The 14,678-nt window shown below is 58.3% G+C and carries 16 protein-coding genes and 1 other RNA gene; 6 read left to right on the top strand and 11 right to left on the bottom strand.

Features of this window, described 5'->3' with window-relative positions; genetic code table 11:
• Positions 1–4: 4 nt before the first annotated feature.
• An RNA gene (gene rnpB, locus RDA78_RS16295) (RNase P RNA component class A) lies at positions 5–401 on the bottom strand.
• Between the two features lie 247 nt (positions 402–648).
• Between rnpB and RDA78_RS16290 the strand changes: the two genes are divergently transcribed.
• The 4 genes from RDA78_RS16290 to RDA78_RS16275 all read left to right on the top strand — a co-directional run bounded on the left by RDA78_RS16290 (position 649) and on the right by RDA78_RS16275 (position 3,275).
• Positions 649–1,215 (top strand): carboxymuconolactone decarboxylase family protein, encoded by a 567-nt coding sequence (locus RDA78_RS16290; RefSeq protein WP_434050873.1) that lies wholly within the window; start codon positions 649–651, stop codon positions 1,213–1,215.
• Positions 1,216–1,267: 52 nt separating this feature from the next.
• Positions 1,268–1,852: a TetR/AcrR family transcriptional regulator gene (locus RDA78_RS16285; RefSeq protein WP_434050872.1), complete on the top strand. Its 585-nt coding sequence runs from the start codon at positions 1,268–1,270 to the stop codon at positions 1,850–1,852.
• Positions 1,853–1,972: 120 nt separating this feature from the next.
• The gene (locus RDA78_RS16280) at positions 1,973–2,635 is read left to right on the top strand and encodes a CoA transferase subunit A (RefSeq protein ID WP_434050871.1); all 663 of its coding nucleotides are present in this window, start codon (positions 1,973–1,975) and stop codon (positions 2,633–2,635) included.
• Positions 2,625–3,275 carry a 3-oxoacid CoA-transferase subunit B gene (locus tag RDA78_RS16275; RefSeq protein ID WP_434050870.1) on the top strand — a complete coding sequence of 217 codons (651 nt, stop codon included), beginning with the start codon at positions 2,625–2,627 and terminating at the stop codon, positions 3,273–3,275. Before RDA78_RS16280 ends, RDA78_RS16275 begins: the two co-directional genes overlap by 11 nt.
• A gap of 24 nt (positions 3,276–3,299) precedes the next feature.
• Here RDA78_RS16275 and RDA78_RS16270 read toward each other — a convergent pair whose 3' ends face one another.
• Positions 3,300–4,769 (bottom strand): PLP-dependent aminotransferase family protein, encoded by a 1,470-nt coding sequence (locus RDA78_RS16270; protein ID WP_434050869.1) that lies wholly within the window; start codon positions 4,767–4,769, stop codon positions 3,300–3,302.
• Positions 4,770–4,850: 81 nt separating this feature from the next.
• Between RDA78_RS16270 and RDA78_RS16265 the strand changes: the two genes are divergently transcribed.
• Complete coding sequence (locus RDA78_RS16265; protein ID WP_434050868.1) at positions 4,851–5,525, top strand: pyridoxamine 5'-phosphate oxidase family protein; 675 nt, start codon at positions 4,851–4,853, stop codon at positions 5,523–5,525.
• Positions 5,526–5,620: 95 nt separating this feature from the next.
• On the opposite strand, the gene RDA78_RS16260 is transcribed toward RDA78_RS16265, so the two are convergent.
• The 3 genes from RDA78_RS16260 to RDA78_RS16250 all read right to left on the bottom strand — a co-directional run bounded on the left by RDA78_RS16260 (position 5,621) and on the right by RDA78_RS16250 (position 8,170).
• Positions 5,621–6,235, bottom strand: coding sequence for a transglycosylase SLT domain-containing protein (locus RDA78_RS16260; RefSeq protein WP_434056160.1), 615 nt, complete (start codon positions 6,233–6,235; stop codon positions 5,621–5,623).
• 481 nt (positions 6,236–6,716) lie between these two features.
• Positions 6,717–7,481 carry an N-acetylmuramoyl-L-alanine amidase gene (locus tag RDA78_RS16255; protein ID WP_434050867.1) on the bottom strand — a complete coding sequence of 255 codons (765 nt, stop codon included), beginning with the start codon at positions 7,479–7,481 and terminating at the stop codon, positions 6,717–6,719.
• Entirely contained in the window at positions 7,478–8,170 is a 693-nt protein-coding gene (locus tag RDA78_RS16250; protein WP_434050866.1) for a TerB family tellurite resistance protein, read from the bottom strand. Before RDA78_RS16250 ends, RDA78_RS16255 begins: the two co-directional genes overlap by 4 nt.
• Before the next feature lie 264 nt (positions 8,171–8,434).
• Between RDA78_RS16250 and RDA78_RS16245 the strand changes: the two genes are divergently transcribed.
• The gene (locus RDA78_RS16245; RefSeq protein WP_434050865.1) at positions 8,435–10,603 is read left to right on the top strand and encodes a putative bifunctional diguanylate cyclase/phosphodiesterase; all 2,169 of its coding nucleotides are present in this window, start codon (positions 8,435–8,437) and stop codon (positions 10,601–10,603) included.
• A gap of 36 nt (positions 10,604–10,639) precedes the next feature.
• On the opposite strand, the gene arsH is transcribed toward RDA78_RS16245, so the two are convergent.
• The 6 genes from arsH to RDA78_RS16215 all read right to left on the bottom strand — a co-directional run bounded on the left by arsH (position 10,640) and on the right by RDA78_RS16215 (position 14,627).
• Positions 10,640–11,380 carry an arsenical resistance protein ArsH gene (gene arsH, locus RDA78_RS16240; RefSeq protein WP_434050864.1) on the bottom strand — a complete coding sequence of 247 codons (741 nt, stop codon included), beginning with the start codon at positions 11,378–11,380 and terminating at the stop codon, positions 10,640–10,642.
• On the bottom strand, positions 11,373–11,786 hold the full coding sequence (gene arsC / locus RDA78_RS16235) for an arsenate reductase (glutaredoxin) (RefSeq protein ID WP_434050863.1): 414 nt from the start codon (positions 11,784–11,786) through the stop codon (positions 11,373–11,375). The genes arsH and arsC overlap by 8 nt, the downstream gene beginning before the upstream one ends.
• Before the next feature lie 12 nt (positions 11,787–11,798).
• Complete coding sequence (locus RDA78_RS16230; RefSeq protein ID WP_434050862.1) at positions 11,799–12,137, bottom strand: ArsR/SmtB family transcription factor; 339 nt, start codon at positions 12,135–12,137, stop codon at positions 11,799–11,801.
• A 65-nt stretch (positions 12,138–12,202) separates the two neighbouring features.
• Positions 12,203–12,661: a winged helix DNA-binding protein gene (locus RDA78_RS16225; RefSeq protein ID WP_434056159.1), complete on the bottom strand. Its 459-nt coding sequence runs from the start codon at positions 12,659–12,661 to the stop codon at positions 12,203–12,205.
• 104 nt (positions 12,662–12,765) lie between these two features.
• Complete coding sequence (locus RDA78_RS16220) at positions 12,766–14,070, bottom strand: TRAP transporter large permease (RefSeq protein WP_434050861.1); 1,305 nt, start codon at positions 14,068–14,070, stop codon at positions 12,766–12,768.
• Positions 14,070–14,627, bottom strand: coding sequence for a TRAP transporter small permease (locus tag RDA78_RS16215; protein ID WP_434050860.1), 558 nt, complete (start codon positions 14,625–14,627; stop codon positions 14,070–14,072). The genes RDA78_RS16220 and RDA78_RS16215 overlap by 1 nt, the downstream gene beginning before the upstream one ends.
• Positions 14,628–14,678 lie beyond the last annotated feature (51 nt).

Below are 14,678 nucleotides of genomic sequence, written 5' to 3'. Positions count from 1 at the left end.
AAGAAATGCCAGCCGGCCTGTAAGCCGGGTTCTGTATGGCCCGTCGAAACGGACGCGACAGCCATTCATCTGGGATGCCCGTTACCGGGCACCTCTCGCAACCAACCCGGACAGCTGGCCTGGAAACCGGCCTGCTCCGGGATTTCTCCCGGATCGTGCTGTCCCTATTCGGTCTTGCTCCCGGTGGGGTTTACCGTGCCGCCGCTGTTACCAGAAGCGCGGTGGGCTCTTACCCCACCCTTTCACCCTTACCCCGGCAGGCCGGGGCGGTTTGCTTTCTGTGGCACTTTCCCTGAGGTTGCCCTCGCCGGATGTTACCCGGCACCGTGTTTCCATGGAGCCCGGACTTTCCTCTCCCGCGGCCTTTCGGCGCTTGCGGCAGCGGCTGTCCGGCCGACTGGCGCTAGCGGCTTAAGTGTCTTTCGGTTGAAGGTCAAGCAGGAGCACCTGCAAAACCCCGGCGCTGAAGAATGGCGCCTTTCTCAAGGACAGTGCGTTTTCACGTTTGGGTGAACATGTCTGCCACACCCAGATTTCTGCGGTTTTTCTATCTGGCTTTATTTTTGACTACTCAGTACAGAATACCCATATGCCGTTTGCAAGAGATTGGCATAACGGGTGTCGACCACCCTGAATCGGAGACCAGACATGACGGAATTCACACTGCACACCCAGGAAACCGCCCCCGAAGCCAGCCGCCCGCTGCTGGAAAATTCGCTCAAGGCGTTCGGCATGATCCCGAACCTTCACGCGGTGATGGCAGAGTCGCCCGAGCACCTGGAGGCCTATCAGAAACTTCATGAGCTTTTTCAAAAGACGAGCCTGTCCGTCGTCGAACAGACAGTGGTCTGGATGACGATCAACGTGGAGCACGCCTGTCACTACTGTGTGCCGGCGCACACGGCGATCGCACATATGCAGAAGGTCAATGACGGTGTCGTCGAAGCCCTGAGAAATGCAGCGCCGCTCGAAGACGACAAGCTCGAGGCGCTGCGCCAGTTCACATTGAAAGTCGTCCGCCAGCGTGGAGTTGTCTCCGATGCCGACGTCAACACTTTCCTGTCGGCGGGCTATTCCAAGCGTCAGGTACTCGACATCATTCTTGGCGTTGCCCAGAAAGTCATGTCAAATTACGTGAACCACCTGGCAGACACACCGGTTGACGCGCCGTTCAGGAAATTCGAATGGCAACCGGCGGTCGCCGCAGCACAATGAATGACCGGCTCCGGCAGTGCACTGCCGGAGCCCGCCCATAAACAGAGACAAGATGGCCGGACGCCCCAAAACATTCGACACCGAAAAAGCGCTGGACGCCTTCGTCGACGTATTCTGGTCGAAGGGCTACCAGGGAACATCGGTAGATGATCTGCAGGACGCTGCAGGCATCAAGCGCGGCAGCTTCTATGCTGCGTTCGGCTGCAAGGACGACGTCTTCCATTGCGTTCTCGAGAAGTACTGGAATGAGGCCACCCGGCTGGGACTGGACCAGATGGATGCGGAAGCTGAGCCGCTTAAGGCCGTTGCTGCGCTCGTGCGCCATGTCGGCGTTTTCATGACACAAAATACCCCGCGCGGCTGCCTGTTGCTGACCTCTTCAGGGGCGGTGCTCAATGATCGCGGTGACGGAAACAAGCCGGTTCGCGAGCGCATGAAGATGCTTGAACGCAGGATTTACGGCGTACTTGCGAGAGAGAACGGCATCCGGGACGAAGCCAAGGCCCAGGAACTGACCGCATTTGCGCTTGCCTGCCTCCTCGGGCTGAACGCACTTGCCCGCAATGACCAGGATCATGACAAGATTCTCGCCGCGGCAAACTATGCCGCCGACAGCATCGAAAACAGCGCGGCCTGACCGGCAGGACCCAAAGCGCATCCGTTCCGTAAAAATACTGCGTCGCACAATATTCATTTCTCATGAGCCCCGGCAGGCGCTAACCTTCTTTCGACGGATCGAACTGCAAGGACGCGCTCAATGAAACAGGCCATCAAGGCGGCCCAGGCCGCCGAGCTCATTCCGGACGGATCGACCTTGTTGATCGGCGGTTTCATGGGGGTTGGCTCCCCTCACCGGCTGATCGATGCGATCGTCGCAAGGGGAACCCGGAACCTGACCGTAATCGCCAACGACACCGCGATGCCCGGCCGGGGAATCGGAAAGCTTGTCTCGGCAGGCGCTCTTTCCAGGGTTGTCGCCTCCCATATCGGGCTCAATCCGGAAACCCAGCAGAAAATGATCTTGGGCGAAATTGAGGTCGACCTGGTCCCGCAGGGCACGCTGGTTGAACGGATCCGCGCGGCAGGCGTTGGTCTTGGCGGCATCCTGACGCCCACTGGGCTCGGGACACTGGTCGAGGAAGGCAAGCAGATCGTCACCGTCAGGGGACGGCCGTTTCTGCTGGAAGAGCCTATCCACGCGGATTTTGCATTGATCGCGGCACACCAGGCCGACTATGTGGGCAATCTCGAGTATTCGCTCACTGCCCACAATTTCAATCCGATCATGGCGCTGGCGGGAGAGACCGTGATTGCAGAACCGCAGACAATCGTACCTGTTGGCGTTATCTCGCCCGACAGTGTGAAAACACCCGGTATTCTCGTGGATCATCTTCTGGAGAGACAGCCCGATGGAAGCTAAGGAAATCATCGCGCGGCGCGTGGCACAGGAAATTGAACCCGATTCCCTGGTTAATCTCGGCATCGGCTTGCCCTCCATGGTGGCCAATTATCTGCCCAAGGAAGTCAATGTCTTCTTCCAGGCCGAAAACGGCGTCATCGGCCTCGGCTCCAGACCGCCTGAAGGTATGGAGGATCCCGATCTGACCGACGCGGGCGGCGGCTTTGTCACAGCCGTTCCAGGCGCCGCGTCGATCGACAGTGCCATGAGTTTCGGCCTGATCCGCGGCGGACACCTCGATATGACGGTTCTCGGCGGGCTCCAGGTGGACGAGCGCGGCTATCTTGCCAACTGGATGGTGCCGGGCAAGATGATTCCGGGAATGGGAGGAGCCATGGACCTTGTTGCAGGCGCGAAACACGTGATCGTGGCGATGGTTCACACGGCAAAAGGCAAACCGAAAATCCTGCACGAATGCACGCTTCCGCTCACAGCCCAGCGCCGGGTGAGCCTGATCGTGACCGAAATGGCCGTGATTGAGCCGACCGAAGATGGCCTGGTTTTGAAGGAAACGGGCCCCGACGTGACCATCGACGACATAATCTCCGCGACGGAAGCCAGCCTGATCGTGCGTGGCGACGTTCCCAAGATGCGTCTGTGACCGTAGGAATGACCCCGGCCGCAGTCAAACAGGAAGCACGTCCAATAGATCGCCGATGGTGTTCACGCCATCAGCTATCTGGCGCGGCGTTGCGTCGGCAAAACCGATGATGAGGCCCGGCTTGCGGGTTTCGCCCTGATAGCAATTGCTCAAGGGAGAGACCGAAAATCCACGTTCCTGCATTGCCTGGGCAAAGGCGACATCGTCGACCGGTTCCCGGAACAGCATCGCAACCTGGACGTTGCCGTTCGGAACGCCAACGTCTACCCGGTTGCCGAGACGTTCCTGCAGTGTTTTGACCAGCAGCGTTCCGCGTTCCTCGTAGACCTTGCGGATGAGCTTCAAGTGTTTCTGAAAGCCTCCGCTGTCGATGAACTGCGCCAGCGCGACCTGGACCTGAACGCTTGCCGCACAGCCCATGTTGCGCATCAATTGCTGCAACGGCTGCGCAAGACTGGAAGGCACGACGCAATAGGCCAGCCGCAGGCCCGGCAGAAGACTCTTGGAGAACGTTCCGAGATAAATGACCTGACCTTCTTCCGCGAGCCCATAGAGCGCCGCGACGGGTCTGCCCTCGAACAGGAACTCGCTGTCATAGTCATCTTCCAGAATAACTGCACCGGCGGATCGCGTCGCCTCCAGCAGGGCCAAGCGCCGCCCGAGGGGCATGCGCGTACCAAGGGGGTACTGATGCGACGGCGTCACGTAGATTAGTCTCGGCCGCGCGCCCGTGGACGGGAGGCGATCAACGTCAGCACCCATATGATCGACGGGCAGCGGGTGCACGTTCAGCCCGGCCACGTGAAACGCGGTCCTGGCACCCAGATAGCCGGGCTCTTCCAGCCACGCATTGTCACCAGGCTCGGAAAGCGCGAGCGACAACAGCGACAGGCTTGCCTGCATGGAGCTTGTCACGAGGATCTGGTCCGGATTGGCGCGAACGCCGCGCTCCGACGCGAGGTGCCGCGCCAGCTGTTCCTTCAATGCCGGAACGCCGGAGTAGTTGCTGTATTGCAGATCCGGGCCACGTTCCATGCGCGCAGCGCGGCGCAAATGCCGCGCCCACTCCTCGTAGGGAAAACAATCCAGCGCCGGGGCTCCAGGTTGAAGCGCTCCATGCCGGGTCGCCCAGCCGTCGCCGCGCACATTGGCCGACATGTGCCGTCCGCGTGCAGACAGATCAAGCTGGACGCCGGCGTCGCTCCGGGGTCCGTAATTTCCTTCGAGCGGCAGATCGTCGCTTATCCTGGGCGCCGCACCGGCTCTCAACGTGATGACACCTTCGGCCTGCAGCAGCTCGTAGGCCGCATTAACGGTGTTGCGGGCTACATCCAGCGATGCCGCCAGCCGCCGGGTCGACGGCAGTTTCGCACCCTTCGTCAACAGGCCGGTGCGCACCGCATCTCGAAAGCCGCGATAGATCTGCTCCGACAGGGCCACCGGCCCGGACCGGTCGAGCGACAGGATGCCTTCGGGAAAAACTGGTTCTGTCATTTTCCAAAAACCGGATCTTTTGAAAATCCAGTTTATCGGAGAAACCGGTGATTACAAGATCCACCCCACTTGGAGCAAACCATGTCCACACTCGAAAGGCGGCAAGCCGAGGACAAGCCGCGCTATGCAAAGATCCGGCAAATGACCCGGGGAAGCTATGATCGGGAACTCGTTTATGAAATTCTCGATGCGGGTCTCGTCGCCCATTGCGGTTTCATTCACGAAAACAGACCGATGGTGATCCCGATGGCCTATGCCAGGATCGACGACAATCTGTACATACACGGCGCAAGCACGACCCGCATCGTCAAGAACAACGCGCAGGGTGTCCCGGCAAGCTTGACCGTGACCCTGCTCGACGGCCTCGTCGTGGCCCGCTCCGCCTTCCACCATTCCATGAACTACCGCTGCGCGATCGTGCACGGCACGGCGCGCTTGGTGGAAGACAAGGAAGAGCAGGTGCGGGCGCTGGCCGCGATAACCGATCACATGCTCCCGGGCCGCTGGGACGAATGCAGGGTAATGTCGGCAAAGGAACACAAGGCGACCGGCGTGCTGGTATTGGACATCGAACAGGTCAGCACCAAGGTGCGCACAGGCGGCCCCGTCGACGACAAGGAAGATCTCGGCACCGATCTATGGGCGGGCGTCGTGCCCGTGACGACAGCGCTGGGTCAACCCTTTGATGCCTATGACGTGCCTGAAGGCACATCTGTGCCGGCCTCGATCCCGGCAGCCCGTAGCAAGTTCGCCTGAACGAAAAAACCCCGCTGCCAATGCAGCGGGGCTTGGTCTTGCCCACGGGAAAGCCTGGCTTTCCCCCTTTTTCGATCGTGACCTCCCTGCCACAATCAGCTGGAAGACATGATGCGCTTGACCTTGCTGCAATATTTGCGGCTGACCGGGTTCATGCGCTTGGCATAGTGACCGGCATTGTAGCGCAGGATTGTACCGCACAGATCGCCATTGGCTCTCTCATGCGCGCCAGCCAGATACTTCATGCCCCATTCGATGTTCGTTTCCGGGTCGTAGAGCGCTTTGGCGGAGCCGCGATAGCCAATCCCCCGCGCCGTTGCCGGCTTGATCTGCATGAGACCGACTTCGCCCGCCCGACCGCGTGCACGCGGATTGAAGTTGCTTTCAACTTGCACAACGGCTTTCGCGATCTTGACCGGAACACCGTGCTTGGTAGCGGCCTTGCGGATCAGCCTGGAAAAATCATCCTTCTTCGCAGATGTGTTTTTCGCTTGAGCGCTTTTGGTCCGCGCTTTCGATTTGGTCTGCGCGGCCTTCTTGACGTTGGTCTTGGAAGCCGTCTTTGCCTTTGCCGTCGACGCCTTTTTCGGTGCCGAGGTCTTGGCCTTCTTCTTCGTGGTGTCCTTCTCCGGTTTGACCACGTGCAGGATGGGCTTGGAACCCGATCCGACTTCTTCCCGTGCCGCGATCTTCTCCGAGTTCTCTTTCATTTTCTCCGGATCGATCACGTGCAGAATGGGATCCGATCCCGAGCTTGCAGCCGTCGCGAACGGCGTCGCGGTGGTCGTTGCGAAGGCGAAAAGACAAAGCGCCCCAGTGAGTTTCGTAAATGACCGTAACATTCGTCCAGCCCTTTTGGTTTTTGTTGCGGTTAAATTCGGGGCGGAGAATTGCCGGACCGATTGGACCAAATTGAGCGCAGAAAAATCACGATTTATGTCAAATTATTTCAAAATTTGACCTGAAAACTGGCTCGAATTTGTCGGTTCCCACTGTTTGTGACCAAATCACGCCCGGTTTCCGGCAATTTGCCGGCACTGAAGAGAAAATCTGTGACACCTGAAAAATTTTTCGTCTGATTTGCTGCGCTGCAAAATCACAAACAAACCAAACGGATCTGAATCTGAAAGGGTGAAAAGTAAACAAATACAACGTCTGATTTCGCTCTCGGCTTTGCAGCCGCGCCACAGACTAGGCAGAAAATGACGGGAGCTTTCGCAGTAGCGAAGTAAGCGTTTCTATCGTCGAATGATCGGCCACACCATCGAGCTTGTCCGGGCGAAAGTGGCGCTGGAATGCCGTCACCGCATGGCGCGTCTTCGCATCGAAGGTTCCGTTTATGTCGATATCGTATCCGTAAAGGCCCAGCATCGACTGCAAGGCCTCCACGGGTTGGCCTTGATCCCCTTCCTGCATGAGCAGACCGGCGACGATCTGGTGCGGTTCGACATAAAGACCAACCCCGGCTTCCGCCAGGCGCTTCCAGGGAAAAAGTTCGCCGGGATCTTCCTTGCGTTCGGGTGAAATATCCGAATGGGCAAGCACCATCCAGGGCAGGATGTCATGCCTGCGGCAGATGTCCTTCGCCAGGGCAGCAACGGCATCAATCTGCCGCACGGGAAACGCGCGGTAGCCGAACTCGTGACCCGGATTGACGATTTCAATCCCGATAGAGCGGGAGTTTACGTCCGTCTCCCCTTTCCAGAAGCTCTTGCCCGCATGCCAGGCACGCCTTGCCTCGGGAACGCATTGCAGAATTTCACCGTCTTCATGAACCAGATAATGCGCTGATACTTCCGCCCGCGGATCACACAGCCGTTGCAAAGCCTCGTCTCCACTTTGCATCCCCGTGTAGTGCAGAATGAGCATGTCGATGGGAGCACCTGGTGCGCGCTCGCCGTGATTGGGCGAAGGGTGCACGCGTGCAGTCACGCCGGTGTCGGTTGCAACGCTCATATGCCTCTTTCCGCGCGGATTTTTGCCCAGGCGTCGTTGAGCGCCGCAAGCCGGTCGTTTGCGATCCTGACAAACTCCTCCGGAACACCTCGCGCCATTATCCTGTCCGGATGGGTTTCCTGCACCTCGCGGCGGTAATGCGCCTTCAGTTCCGAATCGCTTGCCTCCGGCCCAAGCCCCAGAATTTCATACGGATTCCCGTCCTTGCGAACGTGTCTGGCAAGAACTTTCGAGAATTCCCGTTCATCAAGACCAAAGACGGAGGCCACCCGCGACAGATAACCGACTTCGCTTTCATGAACGACACCATCGGCCTTGGCGATGTGAAAGAGCCCATCCAGAATGTCGACAAGGGTTTTCCGGTCATACGGGAACAGATCCGCGAGCTTCTTGGCGTAGACTTCAAATCCCGCGACATCTTCCTGTGCCAGATTGAAAAGGCGGGTCACATTGCGTTCCTCTTTCGGAGGAACCTCGAAGAGCTCGCGAAAAGCTATGATTTCGTCGGTCGTGACGACACCGTCAGCCTTTGCCATCTTTGCTGACAGAGCAATCATCGCAACAGTGAAGCCGACACTGCTGGTCCCTTCCGGACGTGCCAGCACAAGCTGAACAAGCCGATCGACAACCTGCGCGCCGCCGGTGCCGATAGCGCTCACAATAGTGCCGATGCTGCTCCAGACGCTCACCAAAAGCTCCTGATGTGCTCAAAGCTCGAAGCGGCAGAATGCCTGCTTCGCTTGGAATCAATGCCGGTCACGAGTCTTATCGGCAGTCGTCGTCTTTGACTAGGAGTGACATCGCGCGAAAAAGAACATTCCTCAGATACGCTCAGGCAACGCGTCAAACAATTTGCTGCAAAACACTAAGGACTTCTTCCAAGGATTCATGATGGTTAAAGGATTTCCCCTTAGATTCGGCCTATACGTGTTCGTTTGACGGTACTGCGCCGGATGGCAATTCCACTCGTTAGAAGCAACATTGTCATATTTTTCGTCTCCATGACGCTGGTCTTGACGCTGGCGCTTGGCGTCTATGTGAGCAATCGTCTGCTGACCCATTGGCTGCTCGTCGGGGGGCTTGAGCAGGACTACATCCATCAAAAAACGGACATCCGGAGCATCCTTGCTTCTCATACCGTGGAGACACAAAAACACCCGCTGGAAGAATTGCAGGGCCTGCGTCCTTCGCTGTCGAACGAAACACTTGCAAAGCCATCGGTGTCATCGCGGACAATCGCGGAAATCCGGAAGGTTCTGGAGCACAAATACGTCGACTCGACCATCCTGGACACAAGTCTGGTTTATCCGTCTCAGGAGCTTGAAGACAGTGCCGGCCTGCCGAAATTTGCGCAAATTGACTGGCTGGCAGAAAACAAGCTGACGTCGGTCCGCACATTGAACCACGCGTGGGCAGCGTTCAATTCTGACCGTCCGCTGACGATCGTGCCCGACATGACGTGGTTCGGGGCCTTCGGATCCAACGCGATCGTTGTCTTCAATCCCGACAAGTCCGACGGTGTGTCCCCCAGTCTGGTCTTGCTCGTGACGCAGTCCGGTATCTTGAAGAGCCTGTCCGGCCTGATCTGGTCGATCAGCGCAGCGATCGGCGTTCTTTGCCTGATTTCCTTCGCGTTCGCGGCCATCCTCCTTTGGATGCGGTTTTATGACCAGGTGCGCACAAACAGCAATTTCCAGTATCTCGCCCATCATGACACCTTGACGGGACTACCGAACCGGGCCGTGTTCAATGCCAAGCTGGCAGAGGCCTTGCGCCTGGCCCAGGCTAAGGCATCCAACGTGGGTGTAATGCTGATCGACGTCGACAAGTTCAAGGAAATCAACGACACCCACGGTCACGGCATCGGGGATGTGTTCCTCCAGGTTGTCGGGGAAAGACTGCAGACCGTCTTTCACAAGCATCTTGTCGCGCGTTTGTCCGGTGACGAGTTTGCGGTCCTGATGACCTCGGTCTCCGATCCGGCCCGCATGACCCGGCTGGCCGCGGACATGATCGCGGCAACGAATGCCCCTTGCATCATTGACGGAAACGAAATCAAACTGTCCCTGTCCATCGGGATCGCGCGTGCGACCGACGGATCCTGGCGGGTTTCGCGTCTGCTGCACTGCGCGGACCTTGCGCTTTACAACGCCAAGCACAGCGGCCGGTCGACTTTTTCCTGGTATACGCCCGGGCTCGATGCCGAAGCCCAGAAACGCAAGGAAGTCGAGAACGGATTGGTCAAGGCGCTGAAGCTTGATCAGTTCAAGCTCCTCTACCAGCCGCAGTATGCGCTGCGCGACGGAACCTTGCGCGGTTATGAGGCACTGGTTCGCTGGGAGCATCCGAGCAAGGGCGAAATCAGACCCGATCTGTTCATTCCAATCGCTGAAGACTGCGGTCTGATCGATGAGATAGGCACTTGGGTGCTCAACAATGCATGCCGAGAAGCAATGCTGTGGGAAGACCTGAACCGGCGCGTTGCGGTGAACGTATCGGCGGCCCAGTTCGTTGCAGGCGAAACCCAGAAACGGGTCGCCCAGGCGCTCCACAGTTCCGGTCTCGATCCGAGCCGTCTGGAAATCGAGATCACCGAAAGCCTACTGATATCGAATACGGAAGCCGTGATCGAGACGCTCCGGCAGATCCACGACATGGGCGTGTCCATCGCCATGGATGACTTCGGCACCGGCTATTCTTCGCTCAGCTATCTCAGCCTTTTCCCGTTCGACAAGATCAAGATCGACCAGACCTTTGTCCAGAATCTTGGCAAGGATCCCAGCACGGACGCAATCGTCACCTCGATCGTGGGACTTGGCCGCTCGCTGAATGTCACGATCACGGCTGAAGGGGTCGAGACCGAAGAACAGGCTGTCCTTTTGAGCGCCGCCGGCTGCGATCTTGTGCAGGGCTATATGTTCGGCAAACCGGACAGCGTGAAACGTCATGAATCAGACTACCCGGTTTTCCCGCACAACGAAGAGGGCGGCTTCTGGTTCCCGCAAAAACGCAAGGCAGTTGTTGAACCGCCGAAAATCACGCTTTCACCGTCCCTTGCCCAGTATGCCAAGATATCTGACACCGCTTCCGCCGACGAAGAACAGGAGAGCGTCACCGGCTAAGGCCGGCATCAGAGGTCCGGCTTAGCGTCTTCAAGATCAGCGGACCACGCTCTCGGCGGCCCGCGCAACCATGTCATTCGCCGCACGCTCTGCCTTCCGCTCCGAATACCGGTCGACGAGATAGTCGGAACGGCCGCGAACAAGCAGCGTGAACTTCATCAGTTCTTCCACCACATCAACCACCCGGTCATAAAGCGGGGATGGCTTCATCCGACCGTCATCGTCAAACTCGAGATAGGCCTTGGGCACGGATGACTGGTTGGGGATTGTCACCATGCGCATCCAGCGCCCGAGAACGCGCATCTGGTTGAGCGCATTGAAGGACTGCGAGCCACCCGAGACCTGCATCAGGGCAAGGGTTTTTCCCTGGGTTGGCCGAACCGCGCCGGTGCTGAGCGGTATCCAGTCGATCTGGGCTTTCAAAATGCCGGTCATTGCGCCATGCCGCTCCGGCGAACACCACACCTGCGCTTCCGACCACACGCTGAGATCCCTGAGTTCCCGGACCTTGGGGTGATCGGGATCGGCATCGTCCGGCAAAGGCAACCCGGATGGATCGAAAATCCTCGTCTCCGCCCCCAATGCATTCAGGAGCCGCTCTGCTTCCTGTGCCAGAAACCGGCTATACGAGCGATCCCGCAAAGAGCCGTAAAGCAGCAAAACGCGAACGGGATGGGTCGGCGTGTCGGTTTGTTCAAGCAATCCATGCGGGACCGGGTGAAAATCTCCGGCACTCAGGTTAGGGAGGTCATCCAGCTTCATCTCAGCCTTACTCATTTGCCGCTCCGGGCCCGACTACCTGACCGTCCTCTTTGGTGAATGTTCCGATATCGGTCGGCAGCAGATCCATCACCTTTTCGGATGGACGGCAAAGCCGGACACCCTTTTCAGTCACGACGATGGGCCGGTTGATGAGGATCGGGTGCTCCATCATGAAATTGATCAGTTCATCGTCCGACCATTTGTCCTCATCGAGGCCAAGTTCATCGTAAGGTGTTCCCTTCTGCCGGAGGAGATCGCGGACGGAAATGCCCATTTTCGAGATCAGCTCAACGAGCGTCTCACGGCTTGGCGGCGTTTTCAGATATTCTACGACCTCGGGCTCGACACCGGCCTCGCGGATCATGGCAAGCGTGTTTCTGGACGTCCCGCATTTCGGGTTGTGATAGATGGTGATCGTCATCGTTTGGTCCTGTCAAAGGGATTTGGAATGAGGCGGCTTGAGGTCGACAAGCCCACAAATCTCGGGGTTGTTCGCACAGCAGTCTTCCATAAGAAAAGCCAGAAGATCCCTCATCTGACCATAGTCGACGGCATAGCGGATAAGGCGGCCTTCCCGATGCGCGTTCAGCAGCCCTGCGCGTTCGAGCGTCGTCAGGTGAAAGGACATTCGGGTCGGCTGTACATCGAGCTTTGCCGCAATCGTGCCTGAAGGCAGCCCGTGCGGTCCCGCGCTCACCAGCAGTCTGAATGCGGCGAGCCGGTCTTCCTGTGCGAGGGCTCCAAGTGCGGATATGGCTGCTGTCTGTTTCATATTTCGATACTACAAGAAATTTTGTAGTATACCACAGCAAAAAACGCGTGGCAGACGTTTCAAATTTACATGGCTGCCGCCGCACGCGCGGCCTGGTCGTAGTTTCCGGACACGAGCCGCAACGTCGCCGCCAGCCGGGATAATTCGTTTTCATCGAGGCCCAGCGCCTTCATCGGTTCGACCAGCAAGGCTTCGCGCAGCCGCCTGTATTCAAGACAGGCGGTTTCGCCCGCCGTGGTAATCTCCGCCGTTTTCTCCTTGCCGCGGCGGCCGGACGAGATCAGCCCTGCCTTTTGGAGTTTCTTCATGGCGTAAGTCACGGTGTGCGTGTCTTCGATATTCAGAACGAGACAGATATCAGAGAGCGTTTTCGCCCGTCCCCGGTGATTGATCGTATGCAGCACCAGGACATCGAGCGGACCAAGCCCCTCCGAACCGCTGGCCGCGATGCAACGCACCATCCAGCGATGATAGGCGTTCACCATCATGGTGACGGCAAATTCGATTTCCGAGAGTGCCGGCATTGCCCCGGATGCAAGATGCGCAGCCGATACGACGGGTCCGATTGGACTGTCACTCTTGGTTCCGGACTTTCCCGACACTGTCTTGACCTCTCCTTAGGGCATAATCAGTTGCTCAGCATCGACTGCGGAAGCCAAAGAGCCAAGCCCGGGAACGCAACAATCAGCACAACGGCAAGAATCATCAACAGGAAGAATGGCAACGCCATGCGCGCGACAGAGAAAATGTTCCGACCTGTCATGCCCTGCAATACAAAGAGATTGAAGCCGACCGGCGGCGTAATCTGGCTCATTTCAACGACCAGAACCAGATAGATGCCGAACCAGATGAGGTCCAGCCCTGCCTGCTCCACCATGGGCAGGATCACAGACGTAGTCAGCACCACGACCGATATCCCATCCAGAAAACAGCCCAGCACTACAAAGAACAGCGTCAGTGCAATAAGCAGCGCATAGGGCGACAAGTCCATCGCTCCGATCCATGATGCAAGTTCGCGCGGGATTCCGGTGTATCCCATGGCAACCGTCAGGAACGCGGCACCTGCCAGAATGAAGGCGATCATGCAGGACGTGCGCGTCGCGCCCATCAGGGCATCCACGAAGCTCCTGCGCGAAAGCGTTCCAGAGCCCCAGGACAAGAGCAGCGACAGGGTCACACCGATCGCGGCCGCCTCCGTCGGAGACGCCAGCCCCGCGTAGATGGAACCGATCACCCCGGCAATCAGGCCAATCACCGGGAACAGGCGCCGTGTTGCCTTCAGGCGCTCGAAGAACGGAACGGCGGCTTCTTTTAACGGCATTTTGGACCGGTTCAGCAAGGACCAGACAGCGACATAACCCATGAAGAGCAGGCAGAGCATCGCGCCCGGCAGAACACCTGCCATGAACAGGCGGGCGATCGATTGCTCCGTCGCGGCGCCATAGACGATCAGGATGATCGACGGCGGGATCAGAAGCCCAAGTGTTCCGGATCCGGCGAGCGTACCGATGGCGATCCGCTCGTCGTAGCCGCGCTGCTTCAACTCGGGCAAAGACATGCGGCCAATGGTGGCCGTGGTTGCGGCGGACGACCCGGAAACAGCAGCGAAAATACCGCAGCCAAGTATGTTTACGTGCAGGAGCCGGCCCGGCAGATTGCGCATCCAGGGGGAAAGACCGGCGAACATGTCTTCGGAGAGCCGGGACCGGAACAGGATCTCACCCATCCAGATGAACATCGGCAACGCCGTGAGGTCCCAGGAGTTCGCCGCTCCCCAGATGGTCGTTGCCATGACCGGCCCGGCCGGAACCGAGACCAGCGCTATCATGGCAGCCAGCGCCACACCGAGAAGAGCAACAGCAACCCAGACACCTGTCGCCAGGGCGGCGAGCATTCCCAGGCCGAGAAACAGTGCGATCAACGAGAGGTCCATTATTCTTTCCCCTCGATCGGGTCGCCCTTGACGACGACTTCAAAGCTCGGTTGACCAGCGGCAAGGATCTGCACGAGATCGTCGAAGAGGGAAATCGAGAAAACGAGCAACCCGAGTGTCATGACGATCTGCGGATAGACGAGTGGAATGGGAATGATGCCGTAGGAAGTTTCGTTGTAGCTGTAGCTGTCAAACGCCAGCCATCCAGCATGCCAGGTGAAGTAGCCCGCAAGCGCGGATGCAACGGCAATGGCCCAGACGTTCAGAAACCGGGCAAGTGCGGACGGGACGGCCTGAAGCAGGATCGAGACACGGATGTGATCGCCGTTGCGAAATGTTCCTGCCAGTGCCAGAAACGAGGCCCCAACCAGCAGAAACCCGGCGATCTCCGCAAGTGACGGTACCTGCATGCCCAGGGGCTCCATGCCGAAGAGTTTCCTTGCGCCGTCGAACAGCCGTCCCAAGACCTGAAAGACCACGAGGCTGGCGATCACCACGAGGCAGCAGGCAGCCAGTGCTGTTGACGCCTGATAAAGCGAATTCAAAGCCTTACGCATCGGTTTCCCCTACCGGATAAGCAGCTTGTCAGATGAAAACGCCGGGCTCTT

This window comes from Roseibium sp. (genome assembly GCF_051016195.1).
Taxonomy (GTDB): domain Bacteria; phylum Pseudomonadota; class Alphaproteobacteria; order Rhizobiales; family Stappiaceae; genus Roseibium.
The sequence above is the reverse complement of the archived record's forward strand: the minus strand, read 5'-3'. Positions and strand labels throughout refer to the sequence as shown.